The organism is Agrobacterium sp. CNPSo 3708 (genome assembly GCF_028674915.1).
GTDB lineage: Bacteria > Pseudomonadota > Alphaproteobacteria > Rhizobiales > Rhizobiaceae > Agrobacterium > Agrobacterium cavarae.
On the sequence record NZ_JAQZSF010000004.1, the window covers coordinates 351,468 to 376,221 of the forward strand.

Below are 24,754 nucleotides of genomic sequence, written 5' to 3' on the forward strand. Positions count from 1 at the left end.
GAAGACTGTCTGTTATCCCATATGATGCGGAGCTGGTTCTCGAACATCCGATGGGTTTAGAAAACCGAATTAAGACGGCGCCCCTGCGCTCTCATTCGCGGTATCGCCAAAGACTTCCTCGAAGGCCTCCCGTAGGAAGACATCGACATCGTTGATCATCACCAAGAGGCCTAGATCAACGAGGCTGGTGACGCCATATTGGGTAATACCACAGGGGACGATGCCGCCGAAGTGGGTCAGGTCGGGATCGACATTGATCGACAGGCCATGGAAGCTCACCCACTTGCGCAGGCGAATACCGAGCGCCGCAATCTTGTCCTCCGACATGGAGCCATCCGGCAGAAGCGGCTTTTCCGGCCTGCGAACCCAAACACCGACCCGATCCTCACGCCGCTCGCCCTTGACGTTCATCTTGTCGAGCGTGCGGATGATGACCTCCTCCAGTGCCGCCACATAGGCGCGCACATCCTGGCGTCGGCGCTTGAGATCAAGCATCACATAGACCACCCGCTGGCCTGGGCCATGATAGGTGTACTCCCCGCCCCGTCCGGTTGCGAAGACGGGAAAACGGTCCGGCTCGATCAGGTCGGATGAATCGGCGCTCGTGCCCGCCGTGTAAAGCGGTGGATGCTCCAGGAGCCATACAAGCTCGTCCGCTTCGCCGGCAGCGATGGCTGCGACCTCACGCTCCATCTCCTCGATCGCCTGCTCATAGGGCACCAGCCCGTCAGAGATTCGCCAACGTACGGCAGGAGAACCGGCGCTCGGGTACATCGTGGAGGTTAGATCGGTGCGTGTGAGCATGAAAATGTCCTTTCCACAGCCTTCTGGCAGAATGAAATAGAGGCTGCAAGCCCAGCGTTTGCGGGCTTCTTCCATATAAGAAGGCAAAGGCCCGTTTTTAATTTCAAAAAACTGTCACGGCGCTCTTGTGCACCCAAAATCCTTTTGCTACATGCACCCCCGTCGGCGCAAGTCGACCCTACCACGATGCGGTCGTGGCGGAATTGGTAGACGCGCAGCGTTGAGGTCGCTGTGGGGCAACCCGTGGAAGTTCGAGTCTTCTCGACCGCACCAAAAGAAAAACCCGCTTAGGCGGGTTTTTCTTTGTCTTCAGTTATCTAAGCGAATTCCCTGAAGCTCCGTGTGAGCGATTTGCGATCCGTTCAATGGATAGGGATGTTTCGCTTATCCGCCTCTTCCTTGATGATATCCTCGACCAATTCGCGTTTCAGTGACGGATTTCCCAGCAGATAATCATCGGCAATTTCAAAGATGGATTTCGGGCTTTCGGTGCGGCTGAGCGTATCGAGATCCTGCGCGATCTGCTCCCGAAGTTCTGCATAATTTTCCATGGCCTTCTCCTTTGTTAAGGAGACAATGCGGATGGCATCGCACCGGTTCCTAAAGCACGATGCGTAGATCAAAGAAGACAGAGCGTCATTTGTGCCTCCAATAGGACGCACGGATCTCCAAGCCAAAAAAAACCCTCCCGCGAGGGAGGGTCAGGTTGGAGAAGACAGCATCATGCGGGTAGCCTGTCAGCTGCCAAGCCATCGAACCGTCATAGATACATTCAGTTCCCCTGCGTCGTCACCCAGCGCACGATGATCGGACTGCAACGCGGATGCGGTTGGACGGGTACGACGCTCTGAAGCGGCCTGTGAGAGCGAAACAAAACACGTCGACGTCTCATCCTGCCCTCCACCACAAACGCACGACGACGCAATCACTCGAAAGCTACCAGTACGCTATCACGCTGTCATTATAGCGTCGTGAACCCATGACTGAAACAAAGAGGGCCGGAACCTCATCTTCGAAGTTCCGGCCCTTGAATGTCAGCAATCAAACGCAGGGCAGCTCAGCTGCTTTCCCACGACGTTGAACAAGATCAGCTCGCGAGCGACGCTGCAACTGCTTCAATGGCTTCATCAGCCTTCGATCCATCGGGGCCACCAGCCTGCGCCATGTCCGAACGTCCACCGCCACCCTTGCCGCCGAGAGCAGCCGACGCCGTACGCACCAGATCGACCGCGCTGAAACGCGATGTCAGGTCTTCGGTGACCGCTGCGACGGCACTGGCCTTTCCATCCTCGGATACGGCGATCAGCAGCACCACGCCAGAGCCCAGATTGGTCTTGGCATCGTCTGCGAGACCCTTCAAATCCTTGGCGTCGATGCCGGACATGGCCTTCGCCATGAACTTCACGCCGCCGACCTCTCTCGTATCGCCGGCCGAGCCTTCCGCCGAACCGCCGCCCATGGCGAGCTTGCGGCGAGCATCGGCCAGTTCGCGCTCCAGCTTCTTGCGCTCATCCAGCAGACCCTCGACGCGCGAGATAACATCGCCTGGCTGCACGCGCAGCGACGAGGCAAGTGTTTTCACCCGGTCATCCTGCTCTGCAAGATAGGCAAGCGCACCCGGTCCCGTGACTGCTTCAACGCGGCGCACGCCCGCACCAACGGCACTTTCGCCAAGAATACGCACGAGGCCGATCTGTCCCGTAGCGGAGACATGCGTACCGCCACAAAGTTCGACTGAATAAGGCCGGTTGGCCTTGGCGCCGTGGATACCAGTGCCCATGGAGACAACGCGCACTTCATCGCCATATTTTTCGCCAAAGAGCGCCATCGCGCCTTCTGCAATCGCATCGTCCACGCTCATCAAGCGCGTGACGACCGGCGAGTTCTGGAGAATGATCTCATTAGCCATCTCCTCGACGACCTTGAGCTCGTCCGCCGTCATCGGCTTTGGATGCGACACGTCGAAGCGCAGACGTTCCGGTGCCACAAGCGAGCCCTTCTGCGCCACATGGGTTCCGAGAACCTCGCGAAGCGCTTCGTGCAGCAGGTGGGTTGCGGAGTGGTTGGCACGCAGGCGCGATCGGCGATCATGATCGACCGTCAATTGAACGGCGTCGCCGAGCTTCACGCCGCCCTTGGCGACCTTGCCGATATGGACGAAGAGACCCTCGCCCTTCTTCTGCGTATCGGTGACCGTGACGCTGCCGTTGTCGGAGGAGATGACACCGGTGTCGCCCATCTGGCCGCCGGACTCTCCGTAGAACGGCGTCTGGTTGACGACGATCTGGACAGTCTCGCCTTCGGCTGCAGCGTCGACCGACTTGCCATCCTTGACGATCGCCTGGACCACGCCCTCGGCAGTCTCGGTGTCGTAGCCAAGGAACTCGGTCGCGCCGAACTTTTCCTTCAGCTCGAACCAGACGGTCTCGGTTGCCTTGTCGCCCGAGCCGGCCCAGTGCGAGCGGGCTTCCGCCTTCTGGCGCTCCATGGCATCAGTGAAGCCGGCAATGTCCACGCCGATTTCGCGGGCGCGCAGTGCGTCCTGCGTCAGATCGAGCGGGAAGCCATAGGTGTCGTAAAGCTTGAAGGCGGTCTCGCCGTCCAGCATGCCGCCCTTGGAAAGGTCGGACGTGGCGTCGGACAGAAGCGAAAGACCACGCTCCAGCGTCTTGCGGAAGCGGGTTTCTTCAAGCTTCAGCGTCTCGGAGATCAACGCTTCGGCGCGCACGAGTTCCGGATAGGCGCGGCCCATCTGCTGGACAAGCGTCGGCAAAAGTTTCCAGATCAACGGTTCCTTGGAGCCCAGAAGCTCGGCATGACGCATGGCGCGGCGCATGATGCGGCGCAGAACGTAACCGCGACCCTCATTAGAAGGCAGAACACCATCGGCGATCAGGAATGCCGAAGAACGCAGGTGATCGGCAATCACACGGTGGCTTGCGCGCTTCTCGCCTTCAGCCGGAACGCCGGTCGCTTCGACGGACGCCGAGATCAGCGCGCGGAAAAGGTCAGTATCGTAGTTGTCATGCTTGCCCTGCAGCAGAGCGGAGATGCGCTCAAGGCCCATGCCCGTGTCGATGGATGGACGCGGCAGGTTGATGCGCTCTTCCTTCGTCACTTGCTCATACTGCATGAAGACGAGGTTCCAGATTTCGATGAACCGGTCGCCATCCTCATCTGCAGAGCCAGGAGGTCCGCCCCAGATATGATCGCCGTGGTCGTAGAAGATTTCCGAGCAAGGACCGCAAGGACCGGTGTCGCCCATGGCCCAGAAGTTATCGCTCGTCGGAATGCGGATGATGCGATCATCGGAAAAACCGGCAATCTTCTTCCAAAGGTCGAAGGCTTCGTCATCGGTATGATAGACCGTCACCAGAAGACGGTTCTTGTCGATGCCGAACTCCTTGGTGATCAGGTTCCAGGCGTGCGTGATCGCCTCTTCCTTGAAATAGTCACCGAACGAAAAGTTGCCGAGCATTTCGAAGAAGGTGTGGTGGCGCGCGGTGTAACCGACATTGTCGAGGTCGTTATGCTTCCCGCCCGCGCGAACGCACTTTTGCGATGAAGCGGCCTTCGAATAAGGACGGCTTTCAAGACCAGTGAAGACGTTCTTGAACTGGACCATACCCGCATTGGTGAACATCAGGGTCGGATCGTTGCGCGGCACCAGCGGGCTGGATGGCACAATTTCATGGCCGTTCTTCTTGAAGTAGTCGAGGAAAGTCGACCGGATTTCATTCACACCGCTCATACGAAGTCCTTCATTGCCACGCTCACGCAGCGATAATAAAAAAGTCACAGGCTTTTATCGTCCGCCACCCTGCCTGTCCAGCCAAAGAGCGCCGGGCTCTGCCAGAATGAGGCAGCAAAATGACAAAGGCCGCGCGAAGGGATCGCACGGCCTTGGATCGATTAACGGTGGACGACGATGCCGGAGAAAGCCCGGCAGCGTTTAATCATGCGTCCGGTTCTACCCCATCCGCATCGGCTTCGGGTCCGCCGTTCTCAAGGAAGCGGTCGGCGATCAGGCCGGCATTCTGACGCAGCGCCATTTCGATTTCGTTGGCGACAGCGGGATTGTCGCGCAGGAAGGACTTGGCGTTTTCACGCCCCTGCCCCAGCCTCTGGCTGTTATAGGAGAACCAGGCACCAGACTTCTCGACGATGCCGGCCTTCACGCCGAGATCGACAAGTTCGCCCGTCTTGGAAACGCCTTCACCATACATGATGTCGAATTCGACCTGCTTGAAGGGAGGCGCCATCTTGTTCTTGACGACCTTGACGCGCGTCTGGTTACCAACAACCTCTTCCCGCTCCTTGACCGAGCCGATACGACGAATATCGAGACGAACCGAGGCGTAGAACTTCAGTGCGTTGCCGCCCGTCGTGGTTTCCGGCGAACCGAACATCACACCGATCTTCATGCGGATCTGGTTGATGAAGATCACCATGGTCTTCGACTTGGAAATGGATGCGGTCAGCTTGCGCAGCGCCTGGCTCATCAGACGGGCCTGAAGACCCGGCAGGCTGTCGCCCATCTCACCCTCGATTTCAGCACGTGGCGTCAGAGCAGCAACGGAGTCGACCACCAGCACGTCCACGGCACCGGAGCGCACCAGCGTGTCGGTAATTTCAAGCGCCTGCTCGCCCGTGTCGGGCTGCGAAATCAGAAGGTTGTGAAGATCGACGCCAAGCTTGCGGGCATAGACCGGATCAAGCGCGTGCTCGGCGTCCACAAAGGCGCAGATGCCGCCCTTCTTCTGGGCTTCTGCAATGGTCTGCAGTGCCAGGGTCGTTTTACCCGAGCTTTCCGGCCCGTAAATTTCAACGATACGCCCCTTCGGCAGACCGCCGATGCCGAGCGCAATATCAAGGCTGAGAGATCCCGTCGAAACGGTCTCGACCTCGATGACGTTTTCATTGGAACCGAGCTTCATAATCGATCCCTTGCCGAACGAACGTTCGATCTGGGAGAGCGCCGCTTCCAGTGCCTTGCTTTTATCCACCGAATTGTCCTCTACAAGACGCAAAGAATTTTGTGCCATCTGAACCACCTTTAGGTTATTGAAGCCGCACAGGCAACGAAGCAGTGTGTAGACTGTATGTACTCTTTTTGTTCTCATTCCACAACAGCGCATCAGCCCGTTGAAAACAAATAACGATAAGCCGTTCGTTCTGCTTTTGTTTTTCTTTGTTGAAGAATTTTCCACTGCCAAGGGGTCAGTTGGAAAGAGCCGAAAAACACCGAATCGGATTTGGCAGTTTGTCGCGTGAAGAAGGATTGGCCAGCGTGAAGAAAATACTCGTTCTGGGCGGCGCGCATATTGACCGGCGCGGCATGATCGAGACGGAAACGGTGCAAGGGGCAAGCAACCCCGGTTCCTGGATGGAGGAAGCCGGCGGCGGCGGTTTCAATGCGGCCCGCAACCTTTCCCGGCTGGGATTCGAGGTGAGGCTCATCGCGCCGCGTGGCGGTGACGGCAATGGTGCGGCTGTTGCCGCAGCAGCGCGAGATGCGGGGGTCGAGGATACGCCTTTCACCTTCCTGGACCGCAGTACCCCGAGTTACACGGCAATTCTGGAGCGCGACGGCAATCTGGTCATCGCCATTGCCGATATGGATCTCTACAAGCTCTTCACGCCGCGTCGCCTCAAAGTGCGCGCCGTGCGCGACGCGATCAACACCACCGATATCATTCTCTGCGATGCCAACCTGCCTGAGGATACGCTGAGCGCGATCGGCATGGCGGCGCGTGCCTGCGAAAAGCGTCTCGCGGCCATTGCCATTTCGCCAGCCAAAGTCGTGCGTATGAAGCCCGCATTGGCCGAGATCGACATGCTGTTCATGAACGAGGCGGAAGCGCGCGCGCTGACAGGCCAGAATGTCACCGAGGTGAGACAATGGCCGACTTTGCTGAGAGAGGCCGGCCTACGCGGCGGCGTCATCACCAGTGGCGCCAAACGCGTTGTCGCTTTCGACCAGAACGCTACTGCGGTGCTGACTCCGCCCCTGATCGAGGATGTGAAAGATGTGACCGGTGCGGGCGACGCCATGGCATCCGGCTACCTGTCGGCCATTGCCAGCGGCAAACCCATCACCGAAGCCTTGCGCCATGGTGCCGCCGCAGCTGCCATCACCGTCCAGTCTCCTTTTGCGACGGCCAGCGAATTGAATGCGGAGACACTTGCTGCCGCACTGGCGCTTGTGCCGCAGGCTGAAATGGTGTGAAGAGATCGCTTAATTAAACTGGAAGAGACCATGACCAAGACCACCTCCCCGCTCCTGCCGATCGTCTATTCGGAAGAAGTTGCCGCCGCCAAGCAGCGCGGCGCGCCGATCGTTGCGCTTGAATCCACGATCATCACCCACGGCATGCCCTATCCGGGCAATATCCGCATGGCTGAAGGCGTGGAGAAACTGATCCGTGATAATGGCGCGGTTCCGGCCACCATTGCCGTCATTCACGGCACGCTGCATATCGGTCTCGAAAAGGATCAGTTGGAAGCCCTGGCACAGACCAAGGATGCCATGAAGGTCTCTCGCGCCGACATCGCTTTCGCGATTGCCGAGCGTCGTACGGGTGCAACGACGGTTGCCGCCACCATGATTGCGGCTGAACATGCCGGGATCAAGGTCTTCGCGACCGGCGGAATCGGGGGCGTACACCGTGGGGCCGAAGAAAGCTTCGACATCTCGGCCGACCTGACCGAGCTTGCACGCACCGGCGTCATCGTCGTCTGCGCAGGCGCAAAGGCGATCCTCGATGTGCCGAAGACGCTCGAGGTTCTGGAAACCAACGGCGTTCCGGTCGTCACCTATGGCTCGCAAGAATTCCCGGCCTTCTGGTCGCGCGCGTCGGGCCTCAAGAGCCCGCTGACGCTCAACAGCCCGGCAGCGATCGCAAACTTCCAGACGACCCGTGAACAGTTCGGCCTCGACGGCGGCATGCTGATTGCCAACCCGGTGCCGGAGGAAGATGAAATCGGCCGTGACGAGATGGAGATCTACATCGAGCGCGCGCTTTCCGCAGCCGAAGGAGACAACATCACCGGCAAGGCGGTCACGCCCTATCTGCTGGCAAAGATTTTCGAGATCACCGAAGGCCGCAGCCTCGACACCAATATCTCGCTGGTGCGCAACAATGCCCGCCTCGCAGCCGAGATCGCCGTCGCACTCGTCTGAACACGGCCGCTTAGAGACAAAAATAGGCCCGGAAGCTGATGGCTTCCGGGCCTTCTTATTGATCGGTACGAATTTTAGTTCTGCGCGACCGGGCGCACCAGCGGCGTGATACGGCGGATGGTAACGCGACGGTTCTCCTGGTTCGGACCAAGCGTCTGGACCTTCAGGTAGCGCTCGCCATAGCCCTGCGTCGTCAGGTTTTCCGGCGGAATGCCGTACACTTCGGTCAAGACCTTGGCGACAGACTCTGCGCGTTCGTCAGAGAGCACAAGGTTGCTTTCATCCGAACCGACGGCATCGGTATGGCCTTCGATCAGGAAGGTTTCAGCCGGGTTCTTTTCAAGCACCTTGTTCATCGCATCGGCAACCTTGCGCAGCGAGCGTGCCTGGCTCATGGGAATTTCGGCACTGCCGGTCGCAAAGGTGATGGTGTCAAGGTCGATACGACGCACCATGTCACGCACACGAGCCGAGTAGCGGACCTCATCCATGGAGTAAACGCGCTGGACGGGCTCTACCGGAGGCTGTTCCAGGAAGCGATAGTAGTCGCGGTCATCGTCGGACGACGTATCGATGATATACTCGTTGACGGGAATGCGCAGACGCAGTGGCGGCAGGTCGAGACCAGGATCGCGATAGACGTATTCGCGGTCCGGTTCATCCGCCAGCTCCGGTGCGTAGAACAGCACATATTCGCGACCGCGGGCGTCGATACGGGAACGCTGAATGACGTCACCATAGCGATTGCGGATCGTCACCACCTGCGTTCCGTCGGATCGCTCGATCGTCTCGCGGTAGCGATCGTCAGGAAGGCGCTCATAGTAGGGCTTCGCGCCTTCGCTGACGAAGCGGTCGTCATCACTGCCACGCACCACGACGCGGTCACCGAACTGCAGGAACACGCGGTCGCCCATGTCGCGGTCGCGCGGCATGTCGCGAGGACGCCATTCGCGTACACCGTCGGGACGGTCGAACTGCGGACGGCGGTCGATGCGCTCACCCTGGATATTGGTGATGTTCTGAATATTGATCTGCGGCGCGGGCTGTCCGTCACGGCGTCCACCCGCCTGGGCTTCGGCATCCGAGGTCGGGACCTTGAAGTCCTGGCCCTGCTCGCGTTCACGACGACGCTGTTCGCGAAGCTGCTCGTTGCCGCTGCGATAGACTTCCTTGTCGCTGTCGAGAACGGCAGCTCCCTTGTCCACGGGCAGCACGACGGTATCAGCCGACTTGGACGGGTCCTTGGCTATCGCGCGGGCCTTGTCCAGCTGTTCCTTGGTCGTCGTAGGCGCTTCTGTCTGAGGCGTTGCGACCTGGGCTGGAACCGGCTCACCGGCTGGTGCCTGGCCAGTCGCGGCGCCGTCCAGCGGCGTTGCGGGCGCACCCGGAACAGGGGCTGGTGCAGGTTCGCCGTTTTGCGCGCGCGGCGGGCGTGGCTGCTCGGATGGCTGCTGGCCTGGGGCCGGGTTCGGCTGCTCTGTCGGTGCGGGAGCGCGACCAGGTGTCGGCGGTTCTGCAGGCACCGGTGCGGCACCCTCGGCAGGTTCTGGAGCTGCCGGACGCTTTGCAGGCTTCGCAGGCTTTTCCGGTGCAACTTCATTGGCTGCGGGTTCATTTGCAGGCTTTGCGGTCGGGGCTTCGGGCTTTGCTGCCGGCGCTTCCGGCTTCGGCGGCTGCTTGCCTTCAGCTTCAGGCTGCGCTTCGGCAGCGGGCTTGCGGCGCGGGCGCTCCTGCTGCTGCTCGGGCTCAGCCTGTGGCGCGGCTTCGGGAGCAGCGTCGCGGCGCGGACGCTCTGGACGTGGCTGGCCTTCGGCTTCAGGCTGAGCCTCTGCGGCTGGCTTGCGGCGCGGGCGTTCCTGCTGCTGCTCAGGCTCGGCCTGCGGCGCTGCCTCTGGGGCGGCTTCACGGCGTGGGCGCTCTGGGCGAGCCTCACCTTCTGGCGCTGCTTCGCGGCGTGGACGCTCCTGTGGCTGCTCGGCCTGCGGTTCAGGTGCTGCTTCGCGCTTCGGACGCTGCGGGGCTTCCTCACGCTTCTGCTCAGGCTCGCGCTTCGGCTCAGCCTGGGGCTCGCCCTGCTGCTCGCGCTGGCGGCGCTTCAACAATTCTTCTTCTGGGTTCGGCGGCGCTTCGGCCTGCGCAAGAGTGATGGCTCCGTTGCCGTTGGAAAGGGTTCCCTGTTGCTCAACCTGCGCCATCGGCGCTGCATGCGCAACGGTGGCCACAAGTGCCGGCTCGACTGCAATGGCAATCGACATCAGGGGAAAAACGACCCCGGTCATCAATTTATTCTTATTCAGCATGGCGCTTCCTCATCTGCCGTCTTCATTTGCGTCTGCCCTGCGGCATTGGGGCACAGTCTGCACATCGTGGCGCTAAACAACGCCCGGCATGCCGTCTTGTTCCAATGATGAAGATGCCGGCCTGTACCGGGAATGAACGAATAAAGGCATTTTCTGGGAGGACTGCCATGATTGAAAGAACTGGCTTATGGCAACAGCCGCCATGCCCATCACATCGCAACGACGGCGGGGATGAATCCGCCGTCGTCCAGCGCAAATTTCAAGCCGTTCTTCCCCGCGCTGACGGCGCAGGTTCAACCGGTTGGTCATCTGGGACGCCAAACTGTACGTTGCGCTTTTCATATCCGAACCCCGCCAGCAGGGCGACCGCGCAGGCAACGACAACGGCAACGCTGAACAGCGCCAGAGCGTAGTCCCCCTGCCAGTGGGCGGCCAGCGTCGTCTGCAGGGTTGCGTTGCCGGAGGCCAGCAGGTTTCCAAGCTGGTAGGCAAAGCCTGGGAATGTGCCACGCACTTCGTCCGGCGAGAGTTCGTTCAGGTGAACAGGGATAACGCCCCATGCACCCTGGACGAAGAACTGCAGCACGAAAGCACCGATAGCAAGCAGGACGGCGCCGGGAGCATAAACCCAGAACCAGGCGGCCGGAATGGCCAGAAGCGAGGCAATCACAATTGCCTTCCGGCGGCCAATTCGTTGCGACAGAGCGCCGAAGAACAGACCACCGCAAATCGCCCCAATGTTGTAAACGATCGCAATGGCGCCTGTCGTGTGGCTGTCATAGCCCCGCTGCGTTTCCAGGAAGGTTGGGTAGATATCCTGCGTGCCGTGGCTGAGGAAATTGAACGCCGTCATCAGGATAACAGTCCAGATGAAGAGTGGAATATTCTTCTTCAAGACAGTCAGGAACGGTTGCTGAGGTCTGCTCTTGCGTTGGAGGAATGCGGGGGATTCCTCGACGCTGCGCCGGATATAGAGAACGATCAGCGCGGGCAGAGCGCCGACGAAGAACATGCCTCTCCAGCCGATGATCGGGTAGAGCAGAAAGAAGACGATCGACGCCAGCAAATAGCCAGCCGGGTAGCCCGCCTGGAGCAGGCCGGAAACGAAGCCACGTGCTTGTGGCGGCACCGTTTCCATGGTCAGTGAAGCCCCGACACCCCACTCGCCGCCCATGGCGATGCCATAGAGCAGACGCAGGACGATGAACATCGTAAGCCCGGTCGAGAAGCCGGAGAGAAGTTCAAGGGCCGAATAAAGAAGGACGTCGACCATGAGCGTGATGCGGCGACCGTAACGGTCGGATGCAAGGCCAAAGATCAGCGCGCCGATCGGACGCATGGCAAGCGTCAGGAAAATTGCGATCGAGACCGCAGGGATGCTTGTATTGAACTCCTTCGCGATATCCTTGATGACAAAAACAAGGATGAAGAAATCGAAGGCGTCGAGAGTCCAGCCGAGGAAGCTGGCGATGACAGTGTTGCGCTGCGCAGGTGTCAGCGCCCGAATGCTGTGTGTGATACCCATGAAAATTCCTCCTGGAGGTGGAGGCGGAGGCCGAAAATCGGGAACCGTCGTCTGAAAAAAATGAATTATCGCCTGAAATTATAAGGCTTCCTTACTACGCATAAGCGCCATATTTTGTTCCCTGGATTTCGAGCAGGTGGCAGCGATTCAAATCGATTTATTGAGGAGGCTGTCGCAGCGCAAAACAATGATGTTGCATTTTTTTTGCAACGGGATGAGTATCCCGGCAAGCATCCGCAACCGGCCTCGACCGCGCGCGGAATGCCAAAATCTTCACGCACGCAGAACATAAATGAGGCGTGCGTCGTATCGCCGAAAGAGAGGATCTAAATGCTGAACCCCACCCGTCTGTTTGCTGCAGCTTCCATTGCAGCCTTGTCGCTGTTTGCTGGCTCCGCCATGGCGCAGGACAAGATCGTCATCGGCACGGAAGGCGCCTACCCGCCATTCAACGTTCTGGAGGCTGACGGAAAGCTGACCGGCTTCGATATCGATATCGCCAAGGCGCTCTGCGAACAGATGAAGGCCGAATGCACCTTCGTCACCAATGACTGGGACGGTATCATTCCAGCCCTTCAGGCGAAGAAATTCGACGCCATCGTTGCCTCCATGTCGATCACGCCTGAGCGCCTTGAAAAGGTGGACTTCTCCGAGAAGTACTACAACACGCCTCCGGCGATCGCCGTACCAAAGGACTCGCCGATCAAGTCCGTTGAGGACCTGAAGGGCAAGACAATCGGCGCGCAGGGCTCCACCACGCACGCCAACTATGCTGAAAAGCACTTGGCTGATTCCGAGCTGAAGCTCTATCCGACAGCTGACGAGTACAAGCTCGACATCACCAATGGCCGCATTGATGGCGTCATCGACGATATCGTGGTTCTGTCGCAGTGGGTGAAGTCGGACGCTGGCGCATGCTGCAAGATTCTGACGGCTATGCCTGTCGATGAACAGATCAACGGCAAGGGCGCAGGCATTGCCGTTCGCAAGGGCGACAAGGCTCTCGCCGATAAGTTCAGTGCGGCGATCAAGGCCATCCGCGCCAATGGCAAGTACAAAGAGATCAACGACAAGTACTTCGATTTCGACGTCTACGGCCAGTAAGCCTGTTTCTCATGTTGAAATATCGTGGCGGGAGGGTTGCCCTTCCGCCATTTTTGTTTGAGAACACCTTCATAAAACAAATATGAAAGCGGCGCAGACCGCGGGGGAAGTTGGCATGAGCGGAGTGTTTTCCGCCATAGGTTCGTTCTGGACCTATCTCACATATCTGTTCGACCCGTTCTGTGGTCCGGTCGGTATCTTCTCACTCTTTGGTAACGGCACCCTGCTCGCCTGCGGCGATGGCTGGGGCGACGAAATTGCCTTCGGCGTGAAAGTGACGATTTCCGTGGCCCTCGCCACGCTTCCCGTCGGGCTGTTCCTGGGTTTCCTGATCGCGCTAGCCGCGCAGTCGCAGGAAAAATCCCTCCGGCTCGCGGTCGGCATCTACACCACGATCTTCCGTGGTCTACCCGAGCTCCTGACCCTCTTCATCGTCTATTACGGCATGCAGATCCTGCTCCAGACGATCGGCGGTTATCTCGGCTTTACCGGCCCCATCGAGATCAACGCCTTCGTTGCGGGCATGATTGCGCTTTCAGTCGTCTTCTCGTCCTACTCGTCCGAAGTGCTGCTGTCTGCGTTTCGCGCCATTCCCAAGGGGCAATATGAGGCGGGTGATGCGCTTGGCCTGTCGCGCGGCCGCACCATGGTTCTCATCATCATCCCGCAGCTCGTGCGTATCGCTCTTCCCGGCATGACCAATCTTTGGGTCATTCTGTTGAAGGACACGTCCTACGTCTCGATCATTGGGTTGGCGGATATCGTGCGCCAGACCGGTATCGCCGCACGGGTGACCAAGGATGCGTTTCTGTTTTACGGCATTGCCTGCCTGCTCTACCTCATTCTCGCTCTCATTTCCTCGATCGGCATTGGCTATATCGACCGCTGGGCGCGCCGCTCGGAGGTGCAGAGATGAGCCATATCGACAATTTGATTGAGGCAAGACCCGCACCACCCGCTCCTGCGCGGCGGTTCTCATTCGCGCGGATCGCCGGCTATGTCATCGTCACTCTCTGGGCCATGCTGTTCGTCGGTCTGGTGCTTTCGCTGATCCTGGACTGGGACGCGGATAAGATCGCGCGCTATGGCTGGCGCTATATCGATGGATTGTGGACGACGGTCAGCCTCGTCGGCCTTGCTTTGATCCTTGGCGCTGTCCTGTCTGCTCCGATTGCTTTCGCCCGCATGTCGAAGAATAGGATCGTAAGCGCCATTGCGTTCGCCTATGTCTATCTCTTTCGCAGCACGCCACTTCTGGCGCAGCTTTTCCTCATCTATTACGGCCTCGGTGGCTTTCGTACCGAGCTTGAGGCCGTCGGCCTGTGGTGGTTCTTCCGCGACGCGTGGTATTGCGGGCTTCTTTCACTGACGCTGAACACCGCCGCCTACCAGGCCGAGATCCTGCGCGGCGCAGTCCAAAGCGTTCCACGAGGCCAGCACGAGGGCGCCGCATCGCTTGGCATTTCCAAGCCGGTGACATTCTGGAAGGTCGTTCTGCCGCAGGCATTGATCGTGGCGCTTCGCCCCTACGGCAACGAAATCATTCTGATGATTAAAGGCTCGGCGGTCGTTTCCATCGTCACCGTCTTCGACCTGATGGGGCAGACCCGATACGCCTATTCCCGCACATTCGACTTCCAGGCCTATCTCTGGGCGGCGATCTTCTACCTCTCGATGGTGGAAATCCTGCGCCATGTCTGGGCAGGCGTGGAAGCGCGGTTGACACGCCACCTGAAGCGATGAGAGATTGGCAGCACTCATAAAGCTAGGATGCTAACACTCTGAGAAATATAAATAATTTGTGACATCTCGGTTTCTTGGCAAGCTTTGATTAACCATGTCATGTTCCCATTGTCGATGACACCTCGGTGTGTCGGCGATCAATAGAATGGGAGCAGCCACATGAACCAAGACATGGAAATGATGCTGAAAGGCTATGGTCTCACCACAGCCGAAATCCTTTATCGCATGCCGGATCATCCTTCCGTGCTTCAGAGCTATCTCTGGCAGAACTATGACCTCGCACCCGACTTTCCGGAAATGCACGGCTTCCTGAAATTCTGGCAGGGAAAGCTGGACGGCCCACTGCACTCGGTGCGCTACGTCCACCGAAAGCTGATATCGGCCCAGGAATGGCGCTCGTTGAAGGGCGAATTCATCCTGCACTGACATAAATGTCTGCACGGATGCGCCTTCGGCTTCAAATCGAACGATGAAACAAAACATTGCGCGCAAAAGCGTTGCGGCTTAATCAGGCTTCCAACGAAGCGGAGCCTGATGAACGCCATGACCAAGAACGCCAAGATCGATGAAGAGGCTCTTGCAGAAGCCTATAACCGCGCGCTTGCGCTCGAAAAGGCCGGCGATATCGACGCCGCGGTGAAGGCTTACGAAGAGGTTCTCGCGATCGATCCCGAAGATCATGGCGGTGCCGCCGTGCGCATCGCATCGATGGGACGAGGCGAAGCGCCGCCTAAGGCACCGGACGCCTATGTCGAAACGCTCTTCGATCAGCACGCGGAAGCCTTTGAAGGCATTCTCGTCGAACAGCTTGGCTACGCCGTTCCGATGATGGTGCGCCAGCGTTTACAGACGCTTGAACTCGGTCCCTTCAAGCGCATGCTGGATCTTGGTTGCGGCACCGGTCTCACGGGCGAAGCGCTTCGCGACATGGCCGACGACATCACCGGCATAGACATCTCCGAGAACATGGTCGAAATCGCCCATGAAAAGGATGTCTACGAGACGCTCTACGTCGCCGAAGTCGAGGATTTCCTCGAAGACAATGACGACGATGCTTTCGATCTGATCACCGCAACCGACGTGCTGCCCTATCTCGGCGCCCTCGAACCGCTGTTCTTCGGTGCCGCAGAAAACATGGTGAAAGGCGGCATCTTCGTCTTTTCGTCAGAGACCCTCCCCAACGATAAAATGGCTGACAGACCCTACATCGTCGGCGCGCATCAGCGCTTTGCCCATGCGGAAACCTATGTGCGCGAACGTCTGGCCGCGACGGGCTTTGATGTGATCGAGGTCACCGACATCAACGTGCGCATGCAGGATGGCGAGCCGACACCCGGCCATCTGGTGATCGCGAAGTTCAAGGGCTGAGCGTGGCTCTAATCATTCCCGCGATCAGCGCGGGAATGAGCTATCCGTTGAAACGGCTGATCACTCTTCGCCGGACTTCGGATTGTCCAGGATCATGTAATCGAGCGGCAGTTCGGTCGTATACTTGATCTGCTCCATGGCAAATACCGATGACACATCGCGGATTTCGATCTTGGCAATCATCCGCTTGTAGAAGGCATCATAAGCAGCAATATCCGGTACGACGACGCGCAGCAGATAATCCACGTCACCGCTCATACGGTAGAATTCGACCACTTCCGGAAACTCGGAAACAACCTCCGAAAAGCGCTTCAGCCACTCGATCGAGTGAGACGCGGTGCGAATGGAAACGAAGACCGTGACCTTGGTATTGACCTTCGCCGCATCCAGAATCGCCACGCGACGACGAATGACGCCATCCTCTTCCATCTTCTGGATACGCCGCCAACAGGGCGTCGTGGAAAGCCCGACCTTCTTTGCAAGGTCGGCAACAGCCAGCGTGGAATCCTCTTGCAGAATACGCAGAATTTTACGGTCGAGACGGTCCAATCTTCTCTCCTACGGAATTATTTTCCTCTATTTACACTAAAAAAAACGAAGAAAAAGAAATTTGTTTCATCGCGTGAGAATTTCCACATGCTGACGGAGGGTCGGCAGTATCTCCTGCTCGAACCAAGGGTTCTTTCGCAACCAGGAGGTATTGCGCCAGCTTGGATGCGGTAGGGGCAGCACGGGAATGCCCGTATTGCTTTGCAGATAGTTTCGCCAGTTCTGCACGGTTTCCGTCATGCTTTTCTTGCGGCGGCCGCCAAGATGATAGGCTTGCGCATATTGGCCAATCGCCAGCACAAGCTCGATCTGCGGCATGGCGGACATCGCCTCATCGCGCCAGCGCGGTGCGCATTCCCGCCGGGGCGGCAGGTCGCTGCCGCGCTCGTCATATCCGGGAAAGCAAAAGCCCATCGGCACGATGGCGAACCGATCGGCATCGTAAAACATCTCCCGATCGACATTCAGCCACGTGCGCAGTCGGTCGCCAGAGGCATCATTGAATGGCAGACCGCTTTCATGCACACGAAGTCCGGGCGCCTGCCCGGCAATCAAGATTTTAGCCTTGGCCGAGATGACAGCGACCGGTCTGGGCTCATGCGGCAGCCGGTCGCCTTCGCCCTTCAGCGGCGTGTCCCGACAGATCCGACATCGCGCAATACTGTCGCGCAGCGTCTCGATCAATGCCTCTTGGATATCCCCCTGCTTCTCCACAGTCACGCTCATGTCACCAGCCGAAGGCATGGCGCAGCACCGTCAAAGGCCCTGCCCGCGGCGCATCGGCTTCCATTGTCTTCTGCTCCTGTCGCCAGTCCCTGGGGTTTTCGAATGCTCCACTCCAGAGGCCAAGCTTTTCCTCTCGCGCATTGTCCTCCTCCTTGGCGTAGAGGAAATATTCCGTGGTCACAGCCAGACCTTCAGAGACGATGAGGCTGCCGAGGTCTGCACCATTCACAGAACAGCGAACGAGAAAACGGGAATACCGATCTTTGCTACCGCCGGTACACTCGACCTCGCCTGTCTCGAGAACCTCTCTGACGAAATCCTTAGCCGCGTGTCCACATGCCCAGGTTCCATCACCCGTTCCGCAATCCTGACGAAGCTCAGGCGCATCGATCCCGATCAACCGATAACGGGAAGCACCGAGCGCAAGCGTATCTCCGTCAATCGCGACGAAGCTACCGGAGAACTGCCGATCATTCAGACCATCGACCTTCGCCATGATCAAGGCACCCAGAACGATCAGCAAAAGCAGAATGATTCCGTCCTTCACCGGAGAAAATCTCCTGCCTGACTTTCGTCTCATATCCCAACAAACCCTTTGCAGAAATGGCAAACAAATCCTTTCGCGGCAGCATCTTCTTAAGACTTTACCGGTAACGTGCAAACATCTCGCATCGGTTTCGTTCAGTAGATGAGTAAAAGCGCCAGCAACATAGCCGACAAGAACATCGTCGATCGGTCTCGCACGCGGCGTAATAAAGCAGTGTTCGATGCCGTGAAGTCGACGCGCGAGCGGCTGCAATATGGCGGTGTCGGCACTGTGGCCTTCGAATGCGAAATGCTGCAGATGCATATCGCAGAGACGCTGTACGGCGCAACCATCATGCCGCTCTTCATCCTGCTGGCAACCGGCATCGGCGTCTACATTACCCGCGACATCGAGATCGTCGGCTGGACCCTTCTGGCGCTGAGCGGCCACGCCCTCGCGCTGATCTTTGCGCGCAAGGCGCAAAAGCAGACTATCACACCCGCAAACGTCAACCGCTGGGTCAGCACGTTCCTTGCCGTGCAGATCATCATCGGCCTGATCTGGGCGCTTTTTGCCGGCTACCCGATGGGTGCCAAGGACGCGGCCTTGCCGATGTTCTACAAAGGCGCCACGCTGCTCATTGCGCTCTCCATCACCGCCATGTCCAACTTCATGTTGCGGCGGGCGATCTTGATGACTTTTCTTCCGGTGCTGATGGCGCTTGGCATCAATGCCGCCACCTCGCAGGATCCGATGGCAATCGGCATGGCGCTGATGTTCTTCATGGCCATGCTGTTTTGCCATTACATCACCAGGCGTCTGCACAATTCGAGCATCAAGCTTCTGTCCTTCCAGTCGGAAAAGGACGACCTGATCGCCGAACTGGAAGTGGCAAAGTCCATGTCGGACGAGGCAAGGCGCCGGGCGGAGGAAGCCAATCTCGCAAAGTCCCGCTTTCTGGCATCCATGTCGCACGAACTGCGCACACCGCTCAACGCCATTCTCGGTTTTTCCGAAGTCATGGCATCGGAAATCCTCGGGCCGCTCAACAACCCGCTCTACAAGGAATATTCGGGCGATATTCACCGCTCCGGCCAGCACTTGCTTGATCTGATCAACGAAATCCTTGATCTCTCCCGTATCGAGGCAGGCCGGTACGAGTTGCAGGAAGAGGCCGTCTCTCTCCTAGAGATCGCCGAAGACTGCGTTGGCATGATACAGCTGCGCGCACGCGGCAAGAATATCCGCATCGTCCAGCAGTTCGAGCGCAGCCTGCCGAGCGTCTGGGCAGATGAAAAGGCGCTCCGCCAGGTGATCCTCAATCTCCTATCCAACGCCGTCAAATTCACCCCACAGGGCGGCGAGATTTCGATAAAGGCCGGTTGGACCGCGCGTGGCGGCCAGTACGTTTCTATCAAGGACAACGGTCCTGGCATTCCGGAAGAAGAAATTCCAGTGGTGCTCTCTGCCTTCGGCCAGGGATCGATTGCCATAAAGAGTGCAGAACAAGGCACAGGTCTCGGCCTGCCGATCGTTCAGGCCATTCTCTCCAAACATGATGGTCAGTTCGTGCTGAAATCGAAACTGCGCGAGGGGACCGAAACAATCGCGATCCTGCCGGCCAAGCGCATCCTGCAAACCGTGCCTGCGGTTGAAGACGTGCAGGCGGTGCAGCCACGCAAGCGGTCTTTTGCCTGAATCAGATCGCGCTGACGCTGAAGAACACCGTTGAAATCAACGAGTAGAGAATAAAGCCGCCATTGGCGAGCAGAAGGCAGAAGACCGCAAAGGAGCCCAGATCCTTGGCGTTGCGGGCAGCGCTGGAAAACTCCGGCGAAACGCGATCGACGATTTCCTCGATTGCCGTATTCAGCGCTTCCACACAAAAAAGCAGCAGCATCAGCAGGATGAAGATCAGATCGTGCACCAGAGGTGCGTTGATGGCTGCCAGGAAAACAAGTCCGGCACCCAAGGCAATCACTTCATGACGAAACGCCGCCTCTTGCCAGAGGCGCTGAAGCCCTTGCAGCGAGTAGCGTGCAGCGGCAAGCAGATGGCGAAAGCCGGTTTCCTTGCGGAAAACTGGCTCTGACACTGGGCTCTTGGGAAGGTTGTCCATCATCGCCTCAATGGTGAGCAGCACCGGTATCGACGCCGGCCTGTGCGAAGGTCGCCATGCCGGAGTGGCATGCAGCAGCGGCCTTGACGATACCGGCTGCAAGTGCAGCACCGGTTCCCTCACCAAGACGCATGCCAAGTGCCAAAAGCGGCGTTTTGCCCAGCCGCTCCACCGCCGCCATGTGGCCCGGCTCGCCGGACACATGGCCGATCAGGCAGTGATCGAGAGCCGCAGGGTTTGCGGCTTTCAGCAGAGCGGCAGCCGCGGTTGCCACATAGCCGTCAATCAGGACAGGTATCTTCTCCACACGGGCTGCGAGGATCGCGCCGGCCATGGCGGCGATTTCGCGACCGCCCAGTCTGCGCATAATTTCCAGCGGGTCGGAGAGATGATCCTTGTGGAACTCCACGGCCGCCTTCACAGCGGCGATCTTGCGCTCCATGACGTCACCTTGAGAGCCCGTGCCAGGACCGGTCCACTCTTCAGCCGTGCCGCCATAAAGCGCCAGATTGATGGCGGCAGCAATCGTCGTGTTGCCGATGCCCATTTCCCCGATGCAGAGCAGATCGGTGCCGCCTGCGATCGCTTCCATACCGAAGGCCATGGTGGCGGCGCAATCCCGCTCGGAGAGTGCTGCCTCGCAGGTGATGTCACCGGTCGGGTAATCGAGGGCAAGGTCGAAAATCTTGAGGCCGAGATCGTGGGTCACGCAGATCTGGTTGATCGCAGCACCGCCTGCCGCGAAGTTCTCCACCATCTGCTGCGTCACGGAGGACGGATAAGGCGTCACACCGTTGCGGGTCACACCATGGTTGCCGGCAAAGATCGCGACGAGCGGACGATTGACTGCAGGTGCGCGACCCGACCAGGCGGCAAGCCACATTGCAATCTCTTCCAGACGACCCAGCGAGCCGGCAGGCTTGGTCAACTGCGCATTGCGCTCCTTGGCGGCAACCAGCGCATAGGTATCCGGACCCGGCAGATCACGCAAAAGAACACGAAAATCGTCGAAAGGCAGGCCGCTCACGCTCATGGTATCGATCTTTCTCTCATGCCGAAGACTTGTGTTTTCCGGCAAATCGGTCTTTGTTGCGCCTCTCATAATCGGGGACGGGCAGAGGGACAACCTCTAAAGCATGTGGCGCAAACCGAGGACGCGGTTTTGCCATACTATTGCGCTCGTCGACAGCGCAACATTGGCCTTTCGAAATGCGGGAGAGCGGATTGATCCTGGATGGTTTTCTGACGCGGGTCATGCACGCACTCAGCTTTCTCAGTCGCGTCCCTGTCCATGACAGCTTCTTTCAAGGTCGCAAGGTAGACATGCTGGCCGCCACCCGTGTCTTCCCCATGGCCGGGCTGCTGATCGCCCTGCCATCCGCCATTCTCGTCTCCATTCTCCATCACGCGCACGCCGACCCGTTGCTGACCGCGGCATTGGCCTTGGCTGTCGCCACTGCTCTCACAGGCGCCTTGCATGAGGACGGGCTGGCAGACACCGCGGATGGTTTTGGCGGCGGGGCGGACAAGGAACGGTCCCTCACCATCATGAAGGACAGCCGCATCGGAAGTTATGGCGCCATCGCGCTGATCCTTTCCTTCATGGTCAGAGTTGCAGCCATCGCCATCCTGATCCGCGAACTCCCCGGGCTGGCAAGCGCGGCCTCTCTGATCGCCGTGGCAAGCTTCAGCCGTGCCATTATGGTGTGGCACTGGCATGGTCTTCCACCTGCCCGCCAAGCTGGCGTCGCAGCCTCCCTTGGCCAGCCAGGAACGACCGATCGAAACCACGCTCTTGCCTACGGCATCGTCATCGCCTGCATGGTGCTGTTTTTGTCATACGCTGTAGTTGCCGCAATCGTCGCGATCGCCGCCTCTTTCGCGGCCGCGCACCTGTTCAAACGTCTGTGTCTCCGCAAGATCGACGGGCACACCGGCGATACGATTGGCGCAACACAGCAAATCACCGAGATCGTGATGCTGGTCGCTCTTGCTCTCCTCGCCTGAAGAACAGATATGAAAACGATGGAAACACCTTGCATTCACGTCTGCCAGCTCAGCCCTGAAGGTCTTTGCACCGGTTGCCACCGGACAATCGCTGAAATCACTGGCTGGAGCGGCTTTACCGTCGCTGAAAGGCACAGGATCATGAGTGAGTTACCCAGACGCAGGACGGCGAAGGCGACAGGAATGGAGAGTGCATGAACAGGCTGACTTTGGTTCTTCTCATCCTTGGCATCGGCCTGGCACTTCTCTTGATCAACAACAGCAGCGGACAGACCTTCGGCATCGACAACGATCGATTCGCCAGCGCGCTCTATCTGACGCCGATTGCCGTTCTGCTAGCGGCCGGCATTTTGGCGGGCAGTCGCGGCAACCTGCCCACGGTGCTCCGACAACTGGCCATCTGGCTCGTCATCATCTTGGGGCTCGCCGCAGGCTATCTTTACCGGGGAGATCTGCAGCGTTTCGGCGACAGGCTGATGGCAGGCCTCGTTCCCGGTCGCGCCGTGGTGACGACGACATCCGACGGTGTCCAGGAAGTTATCCTCAGCAAATCCATGGGCGGCCATTTCGAGGCGGATGCCACGATCAACGGCGTCTCTGTCCATATGCTGGTGGATACCGGTGCAAGCTCCGTCGTCCTTTCCAATGCCGACGCCGAGGCAGTCGGCATCAATCCGGACAATCTGAATTATACCGTCTCGGTGACGACCGCCAATGGACGGACATCGGCAGCCCCCGTGCGTCTGTCGGAGATCGCGGTCGGTCCGATTGTTCGGCGCAATGTCCCTGCGCTTGTCGCGCAGAAGGGCCAGCTGGATCAAAGCCTGCTTGGCATGACCTTCCTATCGACACTCGGATCGTTGCAAATGCAGACAGACCAGCTGACGCTCAGGGATCGGTAAGAACGGTCAGTTGCGCAGCTTGTAGCCCGTCCTGAACATCCAGCTGACGATGGCAAGGCATACGGTCAAAAACCCGATGATCATCACAATGCTGATCAGCGGATTGACGTCGGCGATCTCGTAGAAGCTCCAGCGAAAGCCACTGATCAGATAGAGCACCGGATTGAAATGGCTGACCGTCTGCCAGAAGGGCGGCAGCATGTTGATCGAGTAGAAACTGCCGCCGAGGAAGGTCAAGGGCGGAACAACCAGCATCGGAATGAGGTTGAGCTGCTCGAAATTCGACGCCCACATACCGATGATGAAGCCGAACAGGCTGAAGCTGACGGCCGTCAGCACGAAGAACAGGACCATCATGAACGGATGGGCAATCGAGATATCGACGAAGAAAGACGCCGTGATCAAGATAATTGTACCGATCATCAGACCTTTGGTGGCCGCCGCTCCGACATAGCCTGCCAATATCTCCGTCATCGAGATCGGGGCGGAGAGAATTTCATACACGGTGCCGGTGAATTTCGGGAAATAGATGCCGAAGGAGCCATTGCTGACGCACTGCGTCAGCAGCGTCAGCATGATAAGGCCAGGCGTGATGAAAGCTCCATAGGAAACGCCCTCGACCTCCTGGATGCGCGATCCGATCGCGGTGCCGAAGACGATGAAATAGAGCGATGTCGAGATGACCGGCGAGATCACGCTTTGCAAAAGCGTGCGGCGCGTGCGTGCCATTTCGAACAGGTAGATGGACTTGATGGCTTCAAAATTCATTTCTGTCCTCCTACCAATGCAACGAAAATATCCTCGAGCGAGCTTTGTCGTGTCGAAATATCCTTGAAATGAATGCCCTCACCGGCAAGCGCTGACAAAAGCTCGGCGATCCGTCCCTGCTCTCCATTGCCGTCATACTCATAGGTCAGACAGGTACCGTCTTCCGAAAGTTGCAGATGGAAAGGCGACAGGCTTTCGGGAAGCGTGGTGACCGGCGTCGTCAATTCCAGCGAAAGCTGCTTGCGGCCCAGCTTGCGCATCAGCGCAGTCTTTTCTTCCACCAACAGAAGTTCGCCGCCATTGATCACCCCGACACGATCGGCGATTTCCTCGGCCTCTTCGATGTAATGGGTGGTCAGAATGATGGTGACGCCAGCGGACCGCAGCTCTTCGACAACCTTCCACATGTCACGCCGCAGCGCCACATCCACACCAGCCGTCGGCTCGTCGAGAAACAGAACCTTCGGCTCATGCGCCAGCGCCTTGGCGATCAGCACGCGGCGCTTCATGCCGCCGGAAAGCTCACGCAGCATATTGTCCTTCTTGTCCCACAGCGACAGGGATTTCAGAACGCGCTCGATCAGTTGAGGGTCTTTACGATAGCCATGCAATCCGCGGGAAAACGACACCGTGTTCCACACCGTCTCGAACTGGTCGGTCGTCAATTCCTGTGGCACGAGCCCGATCAAAGCGCGTGTCTTGCGAAAATCCTTGACGACATCACTGCCGCCGACGAGCACGCTGCCCTCGCCCGGATTGACGAGACCGCAGATGATCGAAATCAACGTCGTCTTGCCAGCACCATTGGGGCCTAACAGCGCGAGGATTTCGCCCTCGTAGATATCAAGGGTGACGCCTTTCAGCGCCTGAAAGCCGTTGGCGTAAGATTTCGTCAGATTGCGGATGGAAACGATGGGTTTGCGGGAAGGCGTCATGAATGATCTTTCGGCACGTTCTTGAACTGCTCATATAAAGCATTTCCAGCAAAAGTGTTGTCCGTTTTGCATCCGGAAAAGGATCAAGACAAAAAGTCAGCTGGAGAGAGCGGAAACACCACACGCTGGTTGCAGTTCCGCAAATTTCACCAACTGCTTCACCTTCTTGGCGCCCCTGTCATGAATATGTGATGG

Annotated in this window: 24 protein-coding genes and 1 tRNA gene; 12 read left to right on the forward strand and 13 right to left on the reverse strand. The window is 58.4% G+C overall.

Features of this window, described 5'->3' with window-relative positions:
- Positions 1-69: 69 nt before the first annotated feature.
- The gene (gene lipB, locus PVA19_RS11605) at positions 70-804 is read right to left on the reverse strand and encodes a lipoyl(octanoyl) transferase LipB (RefSeq protein ID WP_113260795.1); all 735 of its coding nucleotides are present in this window, start codon (positions 802-804) and stop codon (positions 70-72) included.
- Between the two features lie 188 nt (positions 805-992).
- Here lipB and PVA19_RS11610 point away from each other — a divergent pair.
- A tRNA-Leu gene (locus PVA19_RS11610) sits at positions 993-1,077 on the forward strand.
- Positions 1,078-1,166: 89 nt separating this feature from the next.
- Here the strand turns inward: PVA19_RS11610 and PVA19_RS11615 are convergent.
- The 3 genes from PVA19_RS11615 to recA form a co-directional block, all read right to left on the reverse strand.
- Positions 1,167-1,355 carry a hypothetical protein gene (locus PVA19_RS11615; RefSeq protein WP_062427484.1) on the reverse strand — a complete coding sequence of 63 codons (189 nt, stop codon included), beginning with the start codon at positions 1,353-1,355 and terminating at the stop codon, positions 1,167-1,169.
- 536 nt (positions 1,356-1,891) lie between these two features.
- Positions 1,892-4,555, reverse strand: a complete 2,664-nt coding sequence (gene alaS / locus PVA19_RS11620) for an alanine--tRNA ligase (protein WP_274102525.1) — start codon at positions 4,553-4,555, stop codon at positions 1,892-1,894.
- Between the two features lie 205 nt (positions 4,556-4,760).
- Positions 4,761-5,849, reverse strand: a complete 1,089-nt coding sequence (recA, locus tag PVA19_RS11625) for a recombinase RecA (RefSeq protein ID WP_062427486.1) — start codon at positions 5,847-5,849, stop codon at positions 4,761-4,763.
- 245 nt (positions 5,850-6,094) lie between these two features.
- On the opposite strand from recA, the gene PVA19_RS11630 reads away from it, so the two are divergent.
- Positions 6,095-7,033, forward strand: coding sequence for a carbohydrate kinase family protein (locus PVA19_RS11630; RefSeq protein ID WP_274102526.1), 939 nt, complete (start codon positions 6,095-6,097; stop codon positions 7,031-7,033).
- A 30-nt stretch (positions 7,034-7,063) separates the two neighbouring features.
- A complete protein-coding gene (locus PVA19_RS11635; RefSeq protein WP_274102527.1) occupies positions 7,064-7,987 on the forward strand; it encodes a pseudouridine-5'-phosphate glycosidase in 924 nt (307 codons plus the stop codon).
- 74 nt (positions 7,988-8,061) lie between these two features.
- On the opposite strand, the gene PVA19_RS11640 is transcribed toward PVA19_RS11635, so the two are convergent.
- Positions 8,062-10,287 carry an OmpA family protein gene (locus PVA19_RS11640; RefSeq protein ID WP_274102528.1) on the reverse strand — a complete coding sequence of 742 codons (2,226 nt, stop codon included), beginning with the start codon at positions 10,285-10,287 and terminating at the stop codon, positions 8,062-8,064.
- A 259-nt stretch (positions 10,288-10,546) separates the two neighbouring features.
- Positions 10,547-11,812 carry an MFS transporter gene (locus PVA19_RS11645; RefSeq protein ID WP_274102529.1) on the reverse strand — a complete coding sequence of 422 codons (1,266 nt, stop codon included), beginning with the start codon at positions 11,810-11,812 and terminating at the stop codon, positions 10,547-10,549.
- Positions 11,813-12,142: 330 nt separating this feature from the next.
- Here PVA19_RS11645 and PVA19_RS11650 point away from each other — a divergent pair, with 330 nt between their 5' ends.
- The 5 genes from PVA19_RS11650 to PVA19_RS11670 all read left to right on the forward strand — a co-directional run bounded on the left by PVA19_RS11650 (position 12,143) and on the right by PVA19_RS11670 (position 16,027).
- Positions 12,143-12,916, forward strand: coding sequence for an ABC transporter substrate-binding protein (locus PVA19_RS11650; RefSeq protein ID WP_062427490.1), 774 nt, complete (start codon positions 12,143-12,145; stop codon positions 12,914-12,916).
- 115 nt (positions 12,917-13,031) lie between these two features.
- A complete protein-coding gene (locus PVA19_RS11655; protein ID WP_062427557.1) occupies positions 13,032-13,832 on the forward strand; it encodes an ABC transporter permease in 801 nt (266 codons plus the stop codon).
- Positions 13,829-14,659, forward strand: coding sequence for an ABC transporter permease (locus PVA19_RS11660; protein WP_274102530.1), 831 nt, complete (start codon positions 13,829-13,831; stop codon positions 14,657-14,659). Before PVA19_RS11655 ends, PVA19_RS11660 begins: the two co-directional genes overlap by 4 nt.
- A 159-nt stretch (positions 14,660-14,818) precedes the next feature.
- Entirely contained in the window at positions 14,819-15,085 is a 267-nt protein-coding gene (locus PVA19_RS11665; protein ID WP_274102531.1) for an usg protein, read from the forward strand.
- A 117-nt stretch (positions 15,086-15,202) separates the two neighbouring features.
- A complete protein-coding gene (locus PVA19_RS11670) occupies positions 15,203-16,027 on the forward strand; it encodes a class I SAM-dependent DNA methyltransferase (protein ID WP_274102602.1) in 825 nt (274 codons plus the stop codon).
- 60 nt (positions 16,028-16,087) lie between these two features.
- On the opposite strand, the gene PVA19_RS11675 is transcribed toward PVA19_RS11670, so the two are convergent.
- The 3 genes from PVA19_RS11675 to PVA19_RS11685 form a co-directional block, all read right to left on the reverse strand.
- Complete coding sequence (locus PVA19_RS11675) at positions 16,088-16,576, reverse strand: Lrp/AsnC family transcriptional regulator (protein ID WP_062427493.1); 489 nt, start codon at positions 16,574-16,576, stop codon at positions 16,088-16,090.
- A 66-nt stretch (positions 16,577-16,642) separates the two neighbouring features.
- On the reverse strand, positions 16,643-17,302 hold the full coding sequence (locus PVA19_RS11680) for a uracil-DNA glycosylase family protein (RefSeq protein WP_113179834.1): 660 nt from the start codon (positions 17,300-17,302) through the stop codon (positions 16,643-16,645).
- A gap of 1 nt (position 17,303) precedes the next feature.
- Positions 17,304-17,849: a thermonuclease family protein gene (locus PVA19_RS11685; protein ID WP_274102532.1), complete on the reverse strand. Its 546-nt coding sequence runs from the start codon at positions 17,847-17,849 to the stop codon at positions 17,304-17,306.
- Positions 17,850-17,990: 141 nt separating this feature from the next.
- Here PVA19_RS11685 and PVA19_RS11690 point away from each other — a divergent pair, with 141 nt between their 5' ends.
- Positions 17,991-19,526 (forward strand): sensor histidine kinase, encoded by a 1,536-nt coding sequence (locus PVA19_RS11690; protein WP_062427496.1) that lies wholly within the window; start codon positions 17,991-17,993, stop codon positions 19,524-19,526.
- A 1-nt stretch (position 19,527) separates the two neighbouring features.
- Here the strand turns inward: PVA19_RS11690 and PVA19_RS11695 are convergent, their stop codons facing one another.
- Positions 19,528-19,947, reverse strand: coding sequence for a diacylglycerol kinase (locus PVA19_RS11695; protein WP_062599003.1), 420 nt, complete (start codon positions 19,945-19,947; stop codon positions 19,528-19,530).
- A 7-nt stretch (positions 19,948-19,954) separates the two neighbouring features.
- A complete protein-coding gene (gene cobT, locus PVA19_RS11700) occupies positions 19,955-20,980 on the reverse strand; it encodes a nicotinate-nucleotide--dimethylbenzimidazole phosphoribosyltransferase (protein ID WP_113226294.1) in 1,026 nt (341 codons plus the stop codon).
- A 221-nt stretch (positions 20,981-21,201) separates the two neighbouring features.
- On the opposite strand from cobT, the gene cobS reads away from it, so the two are divergent.
- From cobS to PVA19_RS11715, 3 genes are read left to right on the forward strand one after another with little or no spacing between them, the layout of a single operon-like run.
- Complete coding sequence (gene cobS / locus PVA19_RS11705; RefSeq protein ID WP_274102603.1) at positions 21,202-21,954, forward strand: adenosylcobinamide-GDP ribazoletransferase; 753 nt, start codon at positions 21,202-21,204, stop codon at positions 21,952-21,954.
- 18 nt (positions 21,955-21,972) lie between these two features.
- A complete protein-coding gene (locus PVA19_RS11710) occupies positions 21,973-22,152 on the forward strand; it encodes a DUF1289 domain-containing protein (protein ID WP_062427560.1) in 180 nt (59 codons plus the stop codon).
- On the forward strand, positions 22,149-22,856 hold the full coding sequence (locus PVA19_RS11715) for a retropepsin-like aspartic protease family protein (protein WP_274102533.1): 708 nt from the start codon (positions 22,149-22,151) through the stop codon (positions 22,854-22,856). The genes PVA19_RS11710 and PVA19_RS11715 overlap by 4 nt, the downstream gene beginning before the upstream one ends.
- 6 nt (positions 22,857-22,862) lie before the next feature.
- On the opposite strand, the gene PVA19_RS11720 is transcribed toward PVA19_RS11715, so the two are convergent.
- Both PVA19_RS11720 and PVA19_RS11725 read right to left on the reverse strand, forming a co-directional pair.
- Positions 22,863-23,624, reverse strand: a complete 762-nt coding sequence (locus PVA19_RS11720; RefSeq protein ID WP_062427500.1) for an ABC transporter permease — start codon at positions 23,622-23,624, stop codon at positions 22,863-22,865.
- Positions 23,621-24,559, reverse strand: coding sequence for an ABC transporter ATP-binding protein (locus tag PVA19_RS11725; RefSeq protein ID WP_062440788.1), 939 nt, complete (start codon positions 24,557-24,559; stop codon positions 23,621-23,623). Before PVA19_RS11725 ends, PVA19_RS11720 begins: the two co-directional genes overlap by 4 nt.
- Positions 24,560-24,754 lie beyond the last annotated feature (195 nt).